Annotated in this window: 24 protein-coding genes; all 24 read left to right on the top strand. The window is 70.5% G+C overall.

All coding sequences use genetic code 11. The features are described 5' to 3' along the window. Window positions 1-29 precede the first annotated feature (29 nt). The 24 genes from IG02_RS0110225 to IG02_RS0110100 all read left to right on the top strand — a co-directional run bounded on the left by IG02_RS0110225 (window position 30) and on the right by IG02_RS0110100 (window position 18900). Entirely contained in the window at window positions 30-380 is a 351-nt protein-coding gene (locus IG02_RS0110225) for a hypothetical protein (protein ID WP_037802655.1), read from the top strand. Next, window positions 377-1099, top strand: a complete 723-nt coding sequence (locus IG02_RS41480; RefSeq protein ID WP_051764769.1) for a hypothetical protein — start codon at window positions 377-379, stop codon at window positions 1097-1099. The genes IG02_RS0110225 and IG02_RS41480 overlap by 4 nt, the downstream gene beginning before the upstream one ends. Continuing rightward, window positions 1096-1626, top strand: coding sequence for a helix-turn-helix domain-containing protein (locus IG02_RS0110215; RefSeq protein ID WP_030744484.1), 531 nt, complete (start codon window positions 1096-1098; stop codon window positions 1624-1626). The genes IG02_RS41480 and IG02_RS0110215 overlap by 4 nt, the downstream gene beginning before the upstream one ends. A 211-nt stretch (window positions 1627-1837) precedes the next feature. Beyond that, on the top strand, window positions 1838-2089 hold the full coding sequence (locus tag IG02_RS0110205) for a MerR family transcriptional regulator (RefSeq protein ID WP_030744481.1): 252 nt from the start codon (window positions 1838-1840) through the stop codon (window positions 2087-2089). Window positions 2090-2171: 82 nt separating this feature from the next. Then, window positions 2172-2567 (top strand): hypothetical protein, encoded by a 396-nt coding sequence (locus IG02_RS36175; protein WP_037802654.1) that lies wholly within the window; start codon window positions 2172-2174, stop codon window positions 2565-2567. A 68-nt stretch (window positions 2568-2635) separates the two neighbouring features. Then, window positions 2636-3406 carry an AAA family ATPase gene (locus IG02_RS37725; RefSeq protein ID WP_078854350.1) on the top strand — a complete coding sequence of 257 codons (771 nt, stop codon included), beginning with the start codon at window positions 2636-2638 and terminating at the stop codon, window positions 3404-3406. A gap of 156 nt (window positions 3407-3562) precedes the next feature. Then, entirely contained in the window at window positions 3563-4018 is a 456-nt protein-coding gene (locus IG02_RS37720) for a phage terminase small subunit P27 family (RefSeq protein ID WP_078854369.1), read from the top strand. Then, a complete protein-coding gene (locus IG02_RS0110185; protein ID WP_107055568.1) occupies window positions 3993-5780 on the top strand; it encodes a terminase large subunit in 1788 nt (595 codons plus the stop codon). The genes IG02_RS37720 and IG02_RS0110185 overlap by 26 nt, the downstream gene beginning before the upstream one ends. 25 nt (window positions 5781-5805) lie before the next feature. Continuing rightward, on the top strand, window positions 5806-5970 hold the full coding sequence (locus IG02_RS41475; protein ID WP_158712270.1) for a hypothetical protein: 165 nt from the start codon (window positions 5806-5808) through the stop codon (window positions 5968-5970). Between the two features lies 1 nt (window position 5971). Beyond that, complete coding sequence (locus IG02_RS37715) at window positions 5972-8032, top strand: phage portal protein (protein ID WP_051764762.1); 2061 nt, start codon at window positions 5972-5974, stop codon at window positions 8030-8032. Then, complete coding sequence (locus IG02_RS36170; protein WP_078854349.1) at window positions 8019-8756, top strand: HK97 family phage prohead protease; 738 nt, start codon at window positions 8019-8021, stop codon at window positions 8754-8756. The genes IG02_RS37715 and IG02_RS36170 overlap by 14 nt, the downstream gene beginning before the upstream one ends. A 59-nt stretch (window positions 8757-8815) precedes the next feature. Beyond that, a complete protein-coding gene (locus IG02_RS0110160) occupies window positions 8816-10039 on the top strand; it encodes a phage major capsid protein (RefSeq protein ID WP_030744460.1) in 1224 nt (407 codons plus the stop codon). After that, window positions 10039-10299 (top strand): hypothetical protein, encoded by a 261-nt coding sequence (locus IG02_RS0110155; RefSeq protein WP_030744458.1) that lies wholly within the window; start codon window positions 10039-10041, stop codon window positions 10297-10299. Before IG02_RS0110160 ends, IG02_RS0110155 begins: the two co-directional genes overlap by 1 nt. 14 nt (window positions 10300-10313) lie before the next feature. Beyond that, window positions 10314-10859, top strand: a complete 546-nt coding sequence (locus IG02_RS0110150; RefSeq protein ID WP_030744456.1) for a hypothetical protein — start codon at window positions 10314-10316, stop codon at window positions 10857-10859. 4 nt (window positions 10860-10863) lie between these two features. Next, on the top strand, window positions 10864-11193 hold the full coding sequence (locus IG02_RS0110145; RefSeq protein WP_030744454.1) for a phage head closure protein: 330 nt from the start codon (window positions 10864-10866) through the stop codon (window positions 11191-11193). After that, window positions 11193-11360 carry a hypothetical protein gene (locus tag IG02_RS41470; protein WP_158712269.1) on the top strand — a complete coding sequence of 56 codons (168 nt, stop codon included), beginning with the start codon at window positions 11193-11195 and terminating at the stop codon, window positions 11358-11360. The genes IG02_RS0110145 and IG02_RS41470 overlap by 1 nt, the downstream gene beginning before the upstream one ends. Window positions 11361-11373: 13 nt before the next feature. After that, entirely contained in the window at window positions 11374-11748 is a 375-nt protein-coding gene (locus tag IG02_RS0110135; protein ID WP_030744452.1) for an HK97-gp10 family putative phage morphogenesis protein, read from the top strand. A 20-nt stretch (window positions 11749-11768) separates the two neighbouring features. Next, a complete protein-coding gene (locus IG02_RS0110130; RefSeq protein WP_030744450.1) occupies window positions 11769-12167 on the top strand; it encodes a DUF3168 domain-containing protein in 399 nt (132 codons plus the stop codon). 64 nt (window positions 12168-12231) lie between these two features. Continuing rightward, complete coding sequence (locus IG02_RS0110125; protein ID WP_030744447.1) at window positions 12232-12660, top strand: phage tail tube protein; 429 nt, start codon at window positions 12232-12234, stop codon at window positions 12658-12660. After that, complete coding sequence (locus tag IG02_RS0110120; RefSeq protein WP_030744445.1) at window positions 12660-12875, top strand: hypothetical protein; 216 nt, start codon at window positions 12660-12662, stop codon at window positions 12873-12875. Before IG02_RS0110125 ends, IG02_RS0110120 begins: the two co-directional genes overlap by 1 nt. Then, window positions 12872-13273, top strand: a complete 402-nt coding sequence (locus tag IG02_RS0110115; protein ID WP_030744444.1) for a hypothetical protein — start codon at window positions 12872-12874, stop codon at window positions 13271-13273. Before IG02_RS0110120 ends, IG02_RS0110115 begins: the two co-directional genes overlap by 4 nt. Further along, the gene (locus tag IG02_RS43855; RefSeq protein ID WP_420707734.1) at window positions 13234-13581 is read left to right on the top strand and encodes a phage tail assembly protein T; all 348 of its coding nucleotides are present in this window, start codon (window positions 13234-13236) and stop codon (window positions 13579-13581) included. The genes IG02_RS0110115 and IG02_RS43855 overlap by 40 nt, the downstream gene beginning before the upstream one ends. After that, window positions 13568-15538 (top strand): phage tail tape measure protein, encoded by a 1971-nt coding sequence (locus tag IG02_RS0110105; protein ID WP_030744437.1) that lies wholly within the window; start codon window positions 13568-13570, stop codon window positions 15536-15538. The genes IG02_RS43855 and IG02_RS0110105 overlap by 14 nt, the downstream gene beginning before the upstream one ends. Continuing rightward, window positions 15535-18900 carry a hypothetical protein gene (locus IG02_RS0110100; RefSeq protein WP_051764756.1) on the top strand — a complete coding sequence of 1122 codons (3366 nt, stop codon included), beginning with the start codon at window positions 15535-15537 and terminating at the stop codon, window positions 18898-18900. The genes IG02_RS0110105 and IG02_RS0110100 overlap by 4 nt, the downstream gene beginning before the upstream one ends. Window positions 18901-18904: the final 4 nt, after the last annotated feature.

Here is an 18904-nt window from a genome sequence, read left to right as displayed (position 1 = left end):
ACCGTGGTCAGCACGGCGGGCCTCATGCTGTGCCACGCCGCCTGGCACTCCTGGCGGCGCTGATGCTCACCGCCCATATCCGCGCCACCGCCCTCGCTGCCACCGGCCTGTCCTGCCTGACCATGGCCATCCTCTACGGCCAGGCCCGGCTCTGGCCCGTCGCACTCGTGCTCGCGACCGGCGCCGTCGTCTGCGCGGATACCGCCCGCCACGTCATCCAGGCCGCCGCCGAACGGCACGCCCCTGCGGCCGCCGTCGAGCGCCCGGCCCCAGCACTGGACGACGTCGTGGCCGCCGAGCTCAACGGAGCCTGCTGCGAGCTGTGGTGGACCTCCGCCGGCACCCAGCACTCTCACGATCCCAAGGAACCGCCGCGATGAGCTGTACCATCTGCCCCCGCCCGGCCACCGACGGCACCTACGCCTGCCCTGCCTGTACGCGGGAGCTGCGCGCCTGGCTCGCTGAACTTCCGGCTCAGGTCCCGCTCCTGCGTAACGCGCTTCTGCCCGAGGGCCGACCGGCCCAAGGGCGCATCAGTGCCCGGGCGAGCGCGCCCGTGCCGGTGAACCTTGACGCCCTGAACCTGCTGGGGCCCGGCCAGCCAGACCCGCCCGAGGACCCCTACGGCGACACCACCGGCCCCATACCGGTCCGCGCCCTCGTCTCAGGCTGGGCGGGATACATCGCCTACGAACATCAGGCGGTGTCGCGCGACAGCCACGGCACGGTCCAGGTCCGCCCGTGCGACGGCGCGCACGCGTCGCACGGCGCGACCATCGACGGCTGGTGCCGCTGGCTCACCGCCTACCTCCCGTACGCCGTCACCCGCCCCTGGATCCGCGGCCTCCACACCCAGATCGGCGACCTCATCCACCGGATCCGAACGCTCACCCACGCCACCCCGTACCGGCGTCGAATGGCCCTGCCCTGCCCCGAATGCTCGGCGTTCGCCCTCACCGAGACCAGCGGCCAGTGGGGTGTGACCTGCGAGGTATGTGGCAACCACCTCGACCCCGAGCAGTACGACGCCCATGTCCTGAGCACTCTCGCCACCTACACCGCCCAGGCCCAGCCCGCCCCGGAGAGCACCGCCCCATGACCACCCACGCGACACCCGCGACACCGGAAATGAAGCTCGCTGACCGCCGCGCCACCGTCGCCACTCTGGCGCGCGACGGCGCCTCGCTGCGCACCATCGCCGCCCAGCTCGGCGTCAGCAAAGACACAGTGAGGCGCGACCTGGCCGCCGTCGAACGCGACACCGCGCGACAGAACGACACCGCTGGCGAGACAGCCTCGCGCGACGATGCGACACCCGCGACATCCGACGCGACAGACCATGCGACCCCCGCAACGTCGGCGTTACCGGCCTCCGGCGAGCCCCTGACCATCCCCACCGACGCCGAGTTCCTGGCCGACCTGGCGGTGATGGAGCTCGCAGGCCGTACGACCGCCTCCGCCATCGGCCACGCCGTCCACCTCGTCGCCGAGCTGTACCGCCGCGCCTGGGCCTCCGGCGCCTACCCGCACGGCACCGAGCCGCAGTTCATCGCTCACCAGCTGCGCCCCTACACCCCGACAGCGAACGACATCGCGATGGACTCGAACGCACGTTCCATCGCATGATCATCGCGACCGGCACCGACTCGCCCGCCGCCACCAGCGGCGCCTCCAGCAGCGCCTACCACCGCAGCGCCCGCCGCCGGCGATGACCACCCGCCGCACATGCCGCTGGACAAACGATCAACGTAGCGTCACACTGATGCAGCGCCACACGTGTGCCCAGACCTCCTCAGCCCCCGCCCCGCCGGGGGCTGACGCGTAGGAGGTGAGCCGCGTGGACGAGCACTACACCACCGCCGAGGCCGCCGCCCAGGCCACCCAGTGGCGCAGACTCGTGTCCGCCGGCGCCGCCGCCGTCACCCCCGCCACCGTCCGCCAGTGGGCACGCCGCGGCCACCTCGCGCCCGCCGGCCTTACTCCCGGCGGCCACCCGCTGTACGCGCACGCCGACCTGGCCCGCGCCGAACGCGCCACCCGCGGCCGCGCGCTGCGCCTCGTAGGCATCCCCGAACCCCCAAGACAGTGATGGTCACAACTCTGTCACCGGCTGGTCACGCCAAGTCCACACCAGGCAGGATGGCTCCCTCATCTACAGTCCAGGGGGGACCATGCGTAACCGCGTAACCGCGGCCGCCGTCACATCTGCCGCGCTGTTCATCACGCTCACGGGATGCGGCGGCGATGACGAGGCGTCATCCGCGCCGAAAGTCGCACCGCCGCCGTACACCGTGATCACGGAGAAGAAGAGCAGCGCCGAGCTGCTTGTAGAGGACGCCACGACGGAGAGCGCAACTGCCGCGATCCACGACTGGATCGGCAAGAACTCCGCAGACCGGAAGTCGTTGGGAGTTCAGGTGGTCCGGACGAAGGATGCCGGCACCGTCGTCTGCCGGGCCGAGTGGTACGCGGACGAAGCAACCGCCAAGGTACAGACGGGCGGCCGTGTGACTGCTGACGAATGGCCGCACACCGAGGTCGCGTGTCCTGACCCTGGCGGCTCCTGACCGTTTGTGAAAGGCCCTGCGGTGCGCGCGTACGGCCGGGCCTTCCGCCGTCAGAGAAGGAGACGATCGTGCCGCGCCGTCCAGCTGGCCGTTGTTCGGGGTGCGGCCGACGTCAAGACAGCAGTGGCCGCTGCTCCACGTGCCGCAGGCCGCAAACCGGCCGCGCCCGGGATGCCTGGCGCTGGGTGTACAACGACCCTCGTTGGGCTCCGCTCCGGGACCAGGTGCTGTCCGAGGAACCGTTGTGCCGTGCGGGGTGCGGTTCTCCGGCTGCGGTGGTCGACCACGTCCGCCCGCACCGTGGCGACGAGGCGCTGGCATTCGACCGGGCCAACTGCCAGGCGATGTGCAAGGCGTGCCACGACAGCAAGACCGCGCACGAGACCGGATTCGCCGGCGGAGGGAATCGGCGCCCGACCACCGCCACGGTGGTGACGTTGGTGTGCGGGCCGCCGTGCTCGGGGAAGTCGACGTACGTACGGGAGCGCGCCGAGCCCGGGGACCTGGTGATCGACTGGGACCAGCTGGCTCAGGCGCTGGGGTCCCCCCACCCGCACGACCACCCCCCGGCCCTCACCCCCTTCATCGCTGAGGCCCGGGACGCGGCCACCGCCCGCCTCGGGCGGAGTCACGGTGTCGAGCGTGCGTGGATCATCGCGACCGCTCCGCGCGATACGGACCGTCGGCGCCTGGCCCCGGCCGGTGCGCGCGTCGTGGTCCTGGCGACGGCTGAGGAAGAATGCGTGCGCCGTGCGAGACGGGACCGTAGGCCCGCCGGTACGATCGATGCCATCGAGTCCTGGTGGCGCATCCATCGCGCCGATCAGATCCTCGGCTGACGTGATCCATCCGCGTACCGCGTGAACGATGGCGGGGTAGGGCGGGTGTGGATCTTCCGGCCGGGGAGGACCCAGAGCGCAGGCGGGGGTGCCGCGCGCACGACCGCAAGTTTCAGGCGGTTTTATCACCAGGACCTGGCTCTGGAGGTGTCGATCATGGGCGCCCGTGGGCCCGTTCCTCAGCCCGACAACGTGCGTGCGTTGCGCGGTAACCCTGGCGGCCGGACGGCTCCTGACCGGGTGAAGGCTCCGCCGAAAGCGCCGGCCGCGCCGACGTGGCTCGACACCGAGGCCAAGGCCGAATGGCGGCGGATCGTTCCTGAACTGAACCGGCTCGGGGTGCTGTCACGGATCGACCGGGCTGTCCTGTCGACCTACTGCTCGGCCTGGTCGAAGTTCGTCCAGGCCGAGCGCGCGATCCAGGCCGACGGACTGACCGTCATCGGTCACCGTGGCGCCGAGCGCAAGCATCCGGCGTGGCAGCAGTGGAGGGAGGCATCCGGCGTGGTTGCCCAGCTCTCTCATGCGCTGTTCACCTCGCCGAACGCCCGCCTGCGCTCCATCAAGCCGGAGGGTGATGGCGTAGATGAGGGGGACGGCATCCTCGACTGACCGGCTACGAGTCCAGCTGACCGCCGAGATAGACCAAGCGATCGCAAGCTGGGTGGACGAGGGCCTGGTCGACGCCACGGAGTGGCTGACCGAGGGCCGCCGGCCGCTGCTGGTGACCCCGCTTCCGGCCGCGCCCGGCACCTGGTTCGACCGGATCGCGGTGGAGCGGGTACTGCGGTTCTTCCTGCTGTTGAAACAGCTGATCGGCCGGCACGCAGGGCACGAGTTCCGGCTGATGGACTGGCAGGTTCGCTACCTGATCGCCCCGGTGTTCGGCCTGAAACGGCCGGACGGGTGGCGGGTGATCCGCACCGTGTGGTTCGAGATCCCCCGCAAGAACGGCAAGTCGACGATTTGCTCCGGGCTGGGCCTGTATCTGTTCGCTGCGGACCGTGAGCCCGGCGCAGAGGTCTATGCGGCGGCCGGCGACCGGGACCAGGCGAACATCGTCTTCCGTGCGGCCGCGAACATGGCCGCCGGCTCCCCGAAGCTGAAACGCAAGCTCGGCCGGCGCGGGATCCAGCGCAAGCTGCTGGAACACCCCGTCACGCACAGCATTTTCCGGGCCCTGTCGTCCGAGGGCCTGCGCGCGCACGGCCTGAACGTGCACGGTGGCGTCATCGATGAGGTGCACGTCCACCGCAACCCAGACGTCGTGGACGCGCTGGAGACTGGCACCGGCTCCCGCGCACAGCCATTGATCATCTTCATCACTACGGCAGACGACGGGGCCGAGACCGGCTCCATCTACGCCACGAAGCGCGAGGAGATAGAGGCCCTCGCCGGTGGCCACGCCGAGGATCCCACGGTGTGGGGTGTGGTGTTCGGCGCCGATCACGAAGCCGAGGACTTCGACGCGTTCGCGACGGAGACGCTGAAGACGGCGAACCCCGGCTACGGCGTCACCGTGCTCGCCGACTACCTGGCGGGCAAGGCGGCACAGGCTGCGCGGTCCCCGCAGCAGCTCAACCGGTACCTGCGGCTGCACCTGAACGTGCGCACGAAGCAGACCACGCGGTGGCTGTCCATGGACGACTGGAACGCGTGCGCGCGCCGCCCCGGGAGCGGGGTACCGGTGCCGGTGGAGCTGGACGACCTCGAGGGCCGCGACTGCTACGGCGGCCTGGACCTCTCGAGCACCACGGACATGACGGCGTTCTCGCTGTGGTTCCCACCGCAGACGGACGACCCGGCCGAGCCGCACATCTGGGTGCCGTTCTTCTGGCTGCCGGAGGACAACCTGAAGGAACTGGAGCGGCGGACGAAGGTGCCGCTGCTGCGATGGTCGAAGACAGCCGCGCACGCGGGGCCGGCGCTGAGGCTGACCGAGGGCAACGTCGTGGACTACCGGGCAGTGCGGGAACTGGTCACTGACAGGCTGGCGCCCCGATTCAACCTCCTTTCCGTCGGTTACGACCGGTGGAACGCGACCGAGACCGTGTCCGAGCTGATAGACGCCGGCATCGACATGGAGCAGGTCCCACAGGGATACGCGGGCCTGAACCAGCCCTGCCAGCAGCTGGAGCGGCTGGTGCTCTCCCGCCGTCTCTCACACGGCGGACACCCGATCCTGCGCTGGCACGTGGACTGTGTCGGCATCAAGACCAACTCCGACGGCTACGTGAAGCCGGTCAAGCCGGACCGCAAGCTGTCCAGCAAGCGCATTGACGGCGTCGCGTCCGGGCTGAACGCCCTGGCCATGCACCTGCTGCGGGCCGAGCCGGACGAGGAGCCCGAGCCGGACATCCGGATCATCGGCTGACCGATCGAAGACCAAGGAGGCCGGTGTGGGCGAGCGTGCCCAGTGGTGGTGCGAGATGGCCGGCCTGGCCACGGGAGCGGCCGGGGTGGTGACCGTGGCTGCCGCACTCGGCGGGACGCTGGCCGCGGGCATCGCCCTGATGGTGCTGGCCGTGCCGCTGCTCATCCTCGGCAACAGGAGGGAGGACTGAGATGCCGCTGATGCGGAAGCTGTTCCAGCGCCGGAGCCTGACCAGCAAGAGCCTGCCGCCGCTGACCGGCCGCACCACGGCGGCCGCCGTCACTGTCACTCCCGAGCGCGCGTTGCAGGTCGCCGCGGTGTTCTCTGCGGTGCGGCTGCTGGCCGAGACCGGCAGCATGCTGCCGGTCGGGATCTACCAGCGCTCCGGATCGTCCCGGATCCCGATGGAGGACCACCCGGCCGCGCTGCTCCTCACTCACAAGGCCAATCCGCAGCTGCCCGCCGGCGAGTTCTGGGCGCAGATGCTCGGCTGGATGCTGATGCGCGGCAACGCCGCGGCGTACGTGGAGCGCGGTGGGGGCGGCCAGCCGGTCGGACTGTGGCCGATCGCCTGGACCAACGTTGAACCGCGGCGGGTGCCGGAGACCGGGGAGCTGGTCTACAAGGTGACGCCGGATGAGGAGCAGTGGGCGCCGATCCGGGAGGACGGCGGCCTGGTCCGCGCCGAGAACCTGCTGCACTTCCGGGCATTCGGCATCGGAGGCATCGAGGGCCTGTCACCCATCGGCATGGCCCGCCAGGCCGTCGGCACGGGCTGGGCAGCCACCTCCTACATCGGTTCGTTCTTCGCCCGGGACGCCTCCCCCGGCGGCATCGTGTCCGTGCCGGGGAAGCTGACGGACGGCCAGTACGAGCGGCTCACTCGCCAGTGGAACGACCTGCACGAAGGGTTCGACAAGTCCCACCGCCTGGCGGTGATGGAGGGCGGCGCCCGCTGGGAGAAGACCACCCTCAGCCCTGCGGACGCCTCGTTCCTCGAGGTCTACAAGCTCACCCGCTCCGAGATCGCCGGCATCTTCGGCGTGCCGCCGCACATGATCGGCGACGTCGACCGGTCCACCAGCTGGGGGTCGGGGATCGAGCAGCAGTCACTCGGCTACGTCATCTACTCACTGATGCCCTGGCTGACCCGCCTCGAGCGCACCGCGCACCAGCTGCTCGCCGACCCGTCGCTGTACCTGAAATTCAACTCATCCGGGCTCCTGCGCGGGGACACCGCGCAGCGCTACGGTGCTTACGCGCAGGCCCGGCAGTGGGGATGGATGTCCGTCAACGACATCCGCGCCAAGGAGGACGAGCCGCCGATCGAGGGCGGGGACGAGTATGTCGTCCCGCTGAACATGACCCCGGCCGGGCAGGCCGCGCCGCCCGAGCAGCGCACCCGCCCGGCGCTGCGCGCGGCCGCTCCCGAACCGCTGGCGCCAGTCGATGTGGGGTTCACCGAGCTGGCTCTGGCCGTCGGCGGGGACCGCACCGCGTTCGCGCTGTCCGGGATCCGTTCGCGGCCGCACGCTCCGCTCCGGCGTGCCGAGGAGACGGTGGAGGCGCCGGCTGCCGAGGACCTGCCCGCGTGGATCACCCGTCACTACGAGGTCATCGCCGAGTTCTTCGCCGCCCAGGGGGACCGCGTCCTCGAGGCACTGAACCTCCGCCCGGACACTCCGTCCTCGGACCTGATCGACCGGGTCGCGGATGACGAGGTGCTGACCGAGCTGCTGCTGAGATTGGCCCAGGGCCTGGTCGCGCAGGTAGGCGGCGCGACGGCGGCCGCGCTCGGCGGATCGTTCGCGGTCCAGGAGACCACCGCCGTGCTGGCGTCCGGCGCGGCCGCCACCGCCGCGAACATCAACAGCACGACGGTCGACAAGCTGGTTCACCAGTTCACCGTCAGCAACGCACCGAAGGATGTCCTCGCGATGTTCGACCGGATGACGCAGGCCCGAGCGGAGCAGCTGGCAAAGGCACGCGTGAACTACCTGGCCAACTTCGGCAGCCACGAGGGCGCGAAACAGGCCGGGGCCGCATCGAAGACGTGGCGGGTGTGGGACGCCAACCCCCGGCCCACGCACGCGCGGGCGGATGGCCAGACCGTCGGTATGCGCGAGGCGTTCACCATCGGGTCCCGCCGGGGCCGGTGGCCGCACGATCACCGGCTCGGCGTGGACGAGATCGCCGGGTGCACCTGCCGACTCCAGTTCAACCGGAGGGATCCCCGAGATGAGAACGCGTGAGGTGCGGGCCTTCCCGCTGACCGATCTGACGATCCGGGCCGCCGATGACACGGCGGCCCGGCTGCATTTCACCGGCCGCGCGATCGTCTACGACTCCTTGAGTGAGGACATGGGCGGCTGGCGCGAGCGCATCGTCCCGGGCGCCGCTACACGCACCCTCGCCCAGGGGCCCGACGTGCGGTTCCTGATCAACCACGATCCGAACCTGCTGCTGGCCCGTACGGCGGCCGGCACCGCGACGCTGACCGAGGACGACGCCGGCGTGCTGGTCGACGCGGAGATGGCCGACGTCTCCTACGCCCGGGACCTGGCCGTCTCGCTGGAGCGCGGCGACATCACGCAAATGTCGTTCGGGTTCTGGGTGACAGCCGATGGATGGCAGGGCAACACGCACGAGGTGTTCGGCGTCGACCTCGACGGCGGCGACGTCTCCGTGGTGACGTACCCAGCGTTCGCGGCAACGTCGGCCGAGCTGCGGTCGGCGGCCGCCCGCCGCACGGGACAGCAGCCGGCCCCTGAGCCGGAGGCCGTCACCCGCGCGCTCGCCGAGGTCCGCGCCGGCCGTGTCCTGTCCGCCGCCAACCGGCAGCTGGTTGCCGATGCGCACGAGGCGCTCGGCGCTCTCCTCGAGGCCGCCGACCGGACCGCCCCGGGTCCGCAGGCGTACCCGCACGAGCGGGCCCGGCACCGGCTGCGCGAGCTGGAACTGCTCGCCCAGCTCTGAGTTCTTCCCGGCCGACCGGCCCGGGACCACCCTTGATCCATTCGTGAGGAGATACCCCTATGCCCACCAGTGTGGAGCTGCGGCAGCAGCGGGCCGGCGTCGTGGAATCGATGCGGGCCATCACCGAGGCCGCCGAGGCGGCCGACCGCGGTCTGACCGCCGAGGAGCGCCAGTCCTACGACCGGCACGAGGCCGACTTCACCGGCCTGACTGAGCGCATCAACCGGCAGGAGGCCGAGGAGGCACGGGCCGCGCAGATGGCCGAGCCGATCCGCCGCAGCCAGAACCGCCCCGACGACGGGCACCGCGGGGGCCAGCCCGACGAGCGGCGGGCGGCGTTCTTCCAGGCCCTGCGCCGGGGCCTGCCCCGCCTGGCACCCGAGCAGCGTGCCCTGGTCGAGAACACGGCCGGGGAGATCCTGGTGCCGGAAGACCTCGAGACCGAGATCTACCAGAGCCTGCCCGAGCTCACCGTGGTTCGGGGGATGGTCTCGCAGCGGACCATCACCTCCAACCGCGTCCGCCGGCGGAGCCTGGACGAGGTGTCGGTCGGCTGGGGCAAGCTCGAGACGAACGAGCAGACCCTGACCGACTCCATGCCGGACGAGCCGACCGAGGAATACACCTACGTCGAAGACCTCTACGGCCTGGCCAAGGTCGGTGAGGACGAGCTGGACGACGCGGACGTGAACCTCGACCGGTTCATCCGCGACTCCTTCACCCGCGCCGTCGGAGAGGCCGAGGACACAGCGTTCACCATCGGCACCGGCCACACGACGGGGAAGATGCCGGTCGGGTTCATGACCGCCGGCGGCGGCGTGCCGACCGTGACCGGATCGGACACCGACTACTCCGGCGCGAACGAGGGTGTGAAGCTGCTGGACGACCTCAAGAAGCTTATCTACGCGGTCCCCGCTCAGTACCGGCGCAACGGCCGCTTCGCGCTCGCCTCCGGAACCGAGCTGTTCATCTCCACGATCAAGGACGCCAACGGCCAGTACTACTGGCAGCCGAGCACCCAGGCCGGCCGTCCGAACACCTTCCTCGGGTACGCGATCGAGAACCAGGAGGACATTGCGGCCCTGGCCGCGGGCGCCCGCGTGGCCGCGTTCGGTGACTTCAACTCGGCATACCGGATCTACGACCGGCAGGGCATGACCGTGAAGGTCCTCGACCAGCTCTACGCCGAGGACGGCATGATCGGCTGGAAGATCCGAGCCAGGGTCGGCGGCGACGTCGTGCGGCCGCAGGCCCTGCGCCTCCTGATCACGGCCGCTTCGTGATGCGGATCCGGATCACCGCCGTCACGTCCGTCTCGGACGGGGCAGGACGCCGCTACTGGTCCGGGCAGGTCACCACCGTGGACGACGACCTGGCCCGCGCCTGGATCCAGGCCGGGCACGCCGTCCCCGCCGACCGCGCCACGAAGACCGAGGATCGGACGAAACCGTCCGGCAGGAAGCGGACCGCGACCCGCCAGGCACCGAACAAGGCCGCCCCGCCCGCCACACCACCGGCCGCTCCGAGCACGCCCGACAGCTGACGAAGGGGGTGGCTGTGGCTGACGCGTGGGCCACACCGGAAGACCTGCGGGTGCATCTGAGGCTGGCCGCCATCGATGAGGACCAGGCCGCCGCCGTCATCGCCGCAGCCGAGCAGACCGTACGCGACGGCCTGGAACAGCAGATCGACCCGGTGGCCGGTGACATCGTGCACTTGGTCGGCAACGGCCGCACCCTCCTGCACCTGCCCGAACGGCCCGTCACCGCGGTCACCTCGGTCACCTCGAACGGTGACGTCCTCGAGCCCGGCGCCTGGCGGCACAACCGATACGGACAACTCACCCGGCTCGATGGCTGCTGGCCGCTGGACGCCGAGGTCACGGTCGTCTACGACCACGGGTACGTGCCGATCCCCGCCACCCTGCGGCAGACCTGCATCCAGGTCGCCAGCCGCGCCTGGGTCAACCCGTCTGAGGGCATCGCCGCCGAGTCCCTCGGCGACCGCAGCGTGACCTACGACAAGGCGCGCACCGGGCAGGCCCTGACCGAATGGGAACAGCGGACCACCGCCCGGTACGCGCGCGGCAACGAAAGCCGGTGACCGCGTGGACATCACCCACCTGCTGAACCGGCAGCTGACGGTGTGGCGGACGGTCACCGTCCCGGACGGTGCCGGCGGGCAAGAGACCAGCCTCCGGCCCGTCGGTGACGTCGCGGGGAAGGTCGACCAGCCCAGCGCGGCCGACCGGATGCTGGCCGCACAGGCGGGATCCCGCCATACCCACACCGTCTACCTCCAGCCCGACGCGGACGTCCGCCGCGGCGATCAGCTGCACGGCGACGGCCAGGTGCTCACCGTGCACTCGGTCGTCCAGCCCTCCGCACCGGTCTACCGCAAGGCGGAGTGCGAACTGACACAGACCGAAGGGACCTGATGAACCAGACACCCGCGCCGCTGCCGCGCGAAGCGAACGAGTGCAAGCAGCTCGCCGAGGACACCAGCCGGCCGGCCGACGAACGGCTGGTGTGGGCGCTGCTCGCCGTCGCCGGCGAACTCGGCGCTGTCCGGCGGGACCTGCACCGCATGAGCCGGAAAGCCTGAGAAGGGAGGCGTGATGGCACGGCAGAACAGCCGGGTGACGATCGAGGGCATCGACCGTCTCCGGGACCGTCTGGCCGAGCTGGAGCCCACCATCCTCGCTGCCGCGAAGCGTGCCGTGCGGGACTCGGCGACGGCCGTACGGGAGGACACACGCCGCGGCGTGCGCGTCGACACCGGCAACCTCCGCGACAAGGTCGCCGTCCACATCGAGGACGATGGCTTGCGCGCCGAGGTCGGGTGGCGGGACCGGCACGACTGGTACGCCGCGCTGCACGAGCACGGCACCCGCCGCATCCCCGCCCAGCCCGCGCTCGGCCCCGCTATCGAGGCCGAGCGGACCAAGCTGGCGGACCGGATCCGTACCGAGATCCGCCGGGACCTACCGTGACCGAACCGGCGCCATCACCGATGCTTCCCGTGCAGCGCGCGGTGTACGGGAAGCTGACCGGCGACGCGCCGCTGATGGCCGCGATCAGCGGTGTGTACGACTACACGCCCGAGGACATCCCGTATCCGTTCGTGGTGATCGGTGAGGCGATCGAGACGCCCGACAACCGGCACGGCGGGTTCGGCCGGCAGACCGTCATCACCCTGCACGTGTGGTCGCGCTACCGCGGCTACGCCCAGGCCCTGGCGATCGGCGCCCGGATCACCGCGCTGCTGGACCACCAGCCCCTCACCATCGCGGGGCAGGCGCACATCGTGACGCGGTTCGAGTTCTCCCAGACGCTGACCGATCCGGAGCCGCCCGGCGACATCCGGCACCTGGTGCTGCGCTACCGCGTCCTCACCGAGCAGCACCCCTGACCCGATCCGCTCGACCACCGCCCCGCGCCGCCCGGCCCGGGGCTTTCCGCATTGGAGGTTGCCCATGGCCGGCATCAGCGGCTTCGGCGTGAAGCTCAAAAGAGGTGACGGCGCCGCCCCGGAGGTCTTCACCGAGATCGCCGACATCACCAACCTCGGCGGCCCGGGCCTGTCCCGGGAGACCGTCGACGTCACCTCGCACGGCTCGCCCGACGCCTGGATGGAGTTCGTCGGCGGCCTGAAGGACCCTGGCGAGGTAACCGCCGACATCAACTACCAGCCGACCAAGCACGACTTGCTGGTGGACGACTTCGACGACGAGGAACCACGGTCGTACCAGATCCAGTTCCCGGATGAGGCCGCGACGACCTGGACCATCAAGGCGCTGCTGACCGGGTTCGAGCCGGAGGCGCCGTACGACGACAAGCTGTCCGCGTCCCTGACCCTCAAGGTCTCAGGCAAGCCGACCATTACCCCGGCACCGGCCCCGTGATGGCCGCCGACCGTATCCAGGTCACCCGGCAGGGCACCCATGCCAGCGTCGTGGTCGACGGCACCGAGATACCCGCACAGGCGATCCTGGCGAACTCCGTGACGGTCGACGTCGACCCCGGGGACATCCCCTCCGTCCGCCTCACGCTGATCGGCGCCCAGGTGGACGTCCTGAACACGATCCACACACAGGAACAGGAGAGCAAGACCCCATGACGCTGCTGACGAGAGAACAGATCACGGCGGCTGATGACCGCGCGTGGGAGGACGTGCCCGTGCCGGAGTGGGGCGGCACCGTGAGGATCCTCGGCCTGTCCGGAACCGACCGCAACGCCTACCAGTCCAGCCTCGTGGTGCTCGGCCCGAACGGGTCGGTCCAGCGGATGAACCTGAGCGACCAGCTGGCCAAGCTCCTCGCGAAGAGCATCGTCGGGCCCGACTTCGAGCGGCTGTTCACCGACAAGGACGTCAAGGCACTCGGCGGGAAGAACGGCGCCGTCCTCGAGCGCCTGGCCCAAGTCGCCCAGCGGCTGTCCGGCCTGCGTAAGGAGGACGTGGAGGACGCGGCGGGAAAATCCGAGCCAGCCCCGAGCGTCGGTTCTACCACCGGCTAGCCCTCGAACTCGGCTGCACCGTCCCCGAACTCCTCGCGCGCTGCTCCTCGGCCGAGCTCACCGAGTGGATGGCGTACGAGCGGGTGACCGGGCCCATCGGCCCGGAGCGGCTGGACGCGCTGGTCGCGCTGCTGGCCGCGACCGTCTCCAACACCGCCCGCGCCAAGGGCCGCAAAGCCGGGATCCGGGACTTCATGCCCACGTGGGACCAGGGCCGTCAGCAGTCCTGGCAGGAGATGCTGGCCGCCGTCCGCACCATGAACCGCCGCCTCGGCGGCACAGAAGGGGGCGGGCATGTCGCTGCTTGAGGAACTCCTGGTCGGGATCGGCCTGGACACCGCCGAGCTGACAGGCGGTGCCCAGGGCGCGGCGGACGAGGTCGAGCGGAGCCTGGGCGGGATCCAGGCCGCGGCCGCCGGCGCGGCGATCGGCGGCCTGTTCATCATGGGCCTGGACAACGCCATGGACGCCACGGCCGCCAACACCAAGCTGACCAACCAGCTTGGTCTGACGGAGAGTGAGGCAGCGCGCGCCGGCGACGTCGCCGGCACCGTGTTTTCCCAGGGTTTCGGGGACTCGATCGACGGAGTGAACGAGTCCCTGGGCGCTGTCGCCTCGTCCATGGGCGGTATGGCGAACATCGCCGATGACGAGCTCCAGTCCATGTCCACCAGCGCGATCATGCTTGCCGACACGATGGGCCTGGACGTCGCCGAGTCCGCGAAGGCCGCAGGGCTGGCCGTGCAACAAGGCTTGGTGAAGGACGGCACCGAAGCGTTCGACGTGCTCACGGCCGCCGCGCAGAACCTTCCGGCGGCGATGCGGGAGGACATCCCCAACGTCATCAGCGAGTACGGCGTGCAGTTCTCCCGGCTCGGCCTGGACGCCAAGACCGCGTTCGGGATGATGAGCCAGTACGTACAGGCTGGCGGGCGGGACATCGATCAGGCCGGCGATGTCATCCACGAGTTCGCCCGGATCACCAGCGAGGAGACTGACCGTGCCGCCGAAGCGTTCCAGTCGCTCGGCCTGGACTCCACCCAGATGCTGGCCGACATCCACAAGGGCGGGCCCGCAGCAGAGCAAGCGTTGACCGACACCCTGGCTGCTCTGCGCGGCATGAAGGATCCCGCGAAGCAGAGTGCGCTGGCTGTGGAACTGTTCGGCGACATGGCCGGTGAGGGTGCCTCGGCGCTCTGGGCGATGGACCCGGCGACGGCCGCCGCCTCGAGCGGCATGGACAACGCGGCCGGAGCCGCGCAGCGGGCCAAGGACGCCATGGCCAACAGCCCTGCGCAGCAGTTCGACAGCATCATGCGGACCCTGGCCAACACCCTTGGCACCGCACTCGCGCCCGCGCTGAAGATCGTCTCTGAGTTCATGGCGAACAACCCGGGCCTGATCCAGGTGCTGATTCCCGTGCTGCTGGCTCTGGCCCTGGCGATCGGGGTGGCGTCGATCGCTCAGTGGGCCTGGAACACAGCCTTGTGGGCTTTCCCGGGGACGTGGATCATCGCGGGGATCATCGCCCTGATCGCGGTGATCGTGCTGATCGTTGTTTACTGGGACGAGATCAAGGCCGCCACCGGCCGCGCCTGGGACTGGATCGTCTCGAAGCTGAGCGGCGCCTGGTCGTGGATCAGCGGGAAAGTCGGCTCGGTGTGGGACTGGATCGTGTCGAAGATCTCTTCCGCCTGGTCGTGGATCACCAGCAAGGTGAACACCGGCGTCGGCATGGTCATGGGCTACATCCAGCAGCTGGCCGCGATCCCGGGCAAGGTCAGCAACTGGTTCGGTCAGGTCATCACCTGGATCAGCCGGCTTCCCGGGCGGATCGCCGCCGTCGCTTCCGGGATGTGGGACGCGATCCCCCGCGAGTTCCGTTCCGCCATCAACCAGGTCATCGGCGCCTGGAATGGTTTGTCGTTCACGATCGGGGGCGGGTCGATCCTCGGCAAGTCGATTCCGTCGCTCACGCTGTCCACGCCGAACATCCCCTACCTCGCCGAGGGCGGCCTGACCACCGGCCCGACGCTCGCCATGATCGGTGAGGGAACCGAGCAGGAGGCCGTCCTGCCCCTGTCCAAGCTCGACTCCATGCTGCGCGGGGTGGCCGGCGCCGTACGCGGCACCGGCGACGGCGGGCAGCAGCGCCTGGTCCTCGACGTGACCGGCGCGGACGAGGACTGGAAAAGAATGTTCCGCCGCATGGTCCAGGAAGACGCCGGCGGCGACGTCGTCCGATTCGCTGGAGCTGCCGCATGATCGATGTCCGTACCGAACTCCAGATCAGGGGAACCTGGATCGACGTCACCAGCGACGTGCGCACCTCCAGCGATCTGACGATCACGCACGGCCGCTCCGACTACGCCAGCCAGCCCGACCCGTGCAAGCTCCAGTTCGTGCTGAACAACCGGCACGGCGCCTACTCCCGCGACAACCCGCTCTCCCCGTATTACGGGATCATCGGCCGCAACACGCCGGTCCGGATCTCGGTGCCGGGGGACGAGTCGTACCTGGCGCTGGACGGCACCGCCGGCACTCTGTCCACCCCGCACGTGCCCGCACTCGCGATCACCGGGGACCTGGACGTACGCGTGGAAGCGACCGCCGACTGGTATGCCGCCGGCGCACAGACCCTGATGGGAAAGTGGGATGCCGCATCCGATCAGCGGTCCTGGCTGCTCATGGTCCAGGACGGCTCAATATATCTGCGGGGCACCACGTCAGGCGGCGGCACCTCCGGCGTGTTCTTCTTCACCCGTACCCTTCCCGCGCTCCCGCCCCGCGCCGCCCTGCGCGCCACGCTGCGCGTCGACGCGGTAGGCGGCACCTGGACCGTCACGTTCTACTGGGCCCGCACCCTGGACGGCCCCTGGACGCAGATCGCCGCTCCCGCCTTCTTCCCGGTTGCGACCAGCCTCTACACCGGAACAGCGCCGGTCACGATCGCGCCGACCGACCTGACTCAGACGGTGGCGCGCTATCCCATCACCGGCCGCGTGCACCGGGCCGAGGTCCGGGCCGGCATCGGCGGCACGGTCGTGGCCGCGCCGGACCTGCGCACCCAGACGCCCGCCGCCCCGACGTTCACGGACGGTTCGGGCCGCGTCTGGACCGTGACCGCCCCGGCCGCCATCAGCGATCGCGCGTACCGGTTCACGGGCGAGATCGCCGCCCTGCCGACCGAGTGGGACCCGTCCGGCGCCGATCACTGGGCGAGCGTCACCGCGGCCGGCATCAAGCGCCGCTACCAGCAAGGCAAAGCCCCGCTCGAGTCCGCGCTGCGCCGCTCCATCGTCCGCGAATCCCACATGATGGCGTACTGGCCCATGGAGGAAGGCGCGGCCGCGACACAGGCGTACAGCCCGGTGCCCGGCGTCGCGCCGATGGCCGTCTCCGCCCTGCGGTTCGCGGCGAACAGCACCCTGCCCGCCTCCAACCCGCTGCCGCAGCTCGCCTCCGGGAACCAGGGCGCGGACCTGCCCACCCTCAAGGGCCGGATCCCCGCCCCGCGTACACCGGTGACGGCGTGGCAGGCCCGGATGCTGTACCGGATGGACACCGAGAACACCACCCTCTACAGCTTGTTCAACCTGCTGTCGACGGGGACGGCCGCGCGGTGGATCGTGCAGATGCGCTCCACCCAGTCCCGCGTCCTGGTCCAGGACGTCGACGGCGCCACCATCCAGGACATCTCTATCGCGACCGACACCGAGCTCTACCACCAGTGGGTCTCGATCGTGCTCGGCGTGTGGCAGAACGGATCCAACGTCAACTGGCAGGCCGTGTGGGAGGTTGTCGGTGGCGACGTCCAGCGGTCCAACATCTACGCCTACCCCGGCACGGTCGGGCGGCCCACGCTGTGGACGTCGCCGCCGGCCGGGTACTCCCCGGGCATGGACGGCCTGGCGTTCGGCCATATCGGCGTGTTCGGCGCCCAGTTCATCGATCCCGTCTACGCCTCGGCCGAACTCGCGTACACCGGTGAGAGCGCCGGCACCCGCATGCGGCGCCTGGCCACCGAAGAGGGCCGGCCGCTCATCCTGGACGCACCTCTGGCCCGCAGTGAGCGGGTCGGGCCGCAGACCCCGGACACCTGGCTCGCCCTGATCGAGGAAGCGGCGGCCGCCGACGGCGGACTCCTCTACGAGGACCTGGCCGCGCCCCTCATCCGCTACCGCGACCGCCAGACCATGTACGGGCAGGCCCCCACCCTGACCCTCAACTACACCGCTCCCGGGCACGTGATGCCCGGCATCCGGCCCGTCCGCGATGACCAGGCCACCCGCAACGCGATCACCATCACCCGCCGCGGCGGTTCCTCCACCCTGTCCGTGCAGGAGACCGGGCCGCTCAACATCCAGGACCCGGGCACCGACCCGGACGCGGTCGGCCAGTACGACCAGGCCGTCACCCTCTCCCTCCACACCGACGCGCAGACCCAGCCCATCGCCGACTGGACGCGCGCCCACGGCACCTACGACGGGCCGCGCTTCCCCACCGTCACGGTCAACCTCCGCCGCGCCCCCGAACTCGTGCCGGCGTTCCTGCGCCTGCGGCCGGGGGACCGGGCCGACATCCTGAACATGCCCACCGGCCGGGGTGGCCCGGAGCCCGTACGGCAGATCGTGCAGGGCTGGACCGAAACCCTCAGCCCGACCCGCTGGGAGGCCACGCTGAACTGCACGCCGGCCGCCCCCTGGGCGGTCGCCGAGTGGGCAGACGACACCAGCACCACCGGCGCGGACCGGTGGGATACCGACGGCTCCGACCTCGGCGGGCCGCTGTCCGCGACCGCGACGACGGCCATGGTCCGCACCAGCCAGGGCACCCCCTGGACCACCAGCCCCACCGACCTGCCCCTGGACGTCACCGTCGGCGGGGAACGCATGACCGCCACCGCCATCACCGCGGTGTCCGACGCGTTCACCCGTACGGTCAGCGACAGCTGGGGAACCGCCACCACGGGGCAGACGTGGGTGCAGGCCGGCGGCGCCGACTCCGACCGCAGCGTCACCGACGGCCGCGGCATCATCACCCTCACCGGGAACGTCTCCGTGATCCGGTTCCAACAGCTCGTGCACCAGTCCGTCACCGACGCCGAGGTCCGCGTACGGCTGTCCGCCTCCGCGGTCGCAACCGGCGCCGCCATGATCCCCGGCGTGCTGCTCCGCTGCCGCAACACCAGCGACTTCTACCGGGCACGCCTGCACTTCGGACTCTCGGGCGCCATGGCCGTGTCCGTCACCCGCGGCACAACCCAGATCGGCACCAGCCCCGCCCTGCCCTACACCTACACCCCCGGCACGGAGTACGAGCTGCGCGTCCGGCTGATCGGCCACACAGTGCAGATGCGGGTCTGGCCGACCGGCACCGACGAACCCCTCACCTGGCACCACACAGCCACCATCGCCGCCGACACGATCGACACGGGCACCATCGGCCTGGTCGGCGGCGCGTTCGCAGGGCTGACCAACACGAACGCACAGCTGCGATACGACAACTTCGAGATCGTCTCGCCGCAACGGCAGTTCGCCCTGACCCGCGCCGTCAACGGCATCACCAAAGCCCATCCCGCCGGCACCCTGGTCACGCTCGCCGACCCCACCGTCTGGGGCCTGTAAGACA

The organism is Streptomyces sp. NRRL F-5135 (assembly GCF_000719775.1).
GTDB classification, from domain to species: domain Bacteria; phylum Actinomycetota; class Actinomycetes; order Streptomycetales; family Streptomycetaceae; genus Streptomyces; species Streptomyces hebeiensis.
Note: the sequence above shows the minus strand (reverse complement) of the source record. Positions and strands in the feature narration are given on the sequence as shown.